We start from the raw sequence: 255 nt of genomic DNA on the forward strand, positions 1-255 counted from the left end.
AGCGGGTGGCGAACACGACGTCGTCCGGGACGCCGGCCCGCTCACACCGGTCACGGTCGCCGGTCCAGGACTTCGGCAGGTAGACCCGCCGGTCGATCAGGGTGTGACCGTGCCTGCTCGCATAGGCCAGGAACACCCCGACCTGGGCGTTCTCGATCCGCCCAGCGGTGCCGGTGTATTGACGCTGGACACCGACGGTGTGCATGCCTTTCTTCAGATCGCCGGTCTCGTCGACCACGAGGACGCCGTCGGGGT

General features: G+C 68.2%; 1 protein-coding gene. It reads right to left on the reverse strand.

The features are described from left to right. Nucleotides 1–255 (reverse strand): transposase (locus tag LPA41_RS43920; RefSeq protein ID WP_229077036.1); only part of this gene is annotated, 255 nt, incomplete at both ends.

Origin of the sequence: Actinoplanes sp. DH11 (assembly GCF_020873875.1) — a bacterium.
GTDB lineage: Bacteria > Actinomycetota > Actinomycetes > Mycobacteriales > Micromonosporaceae > Actinoplanes.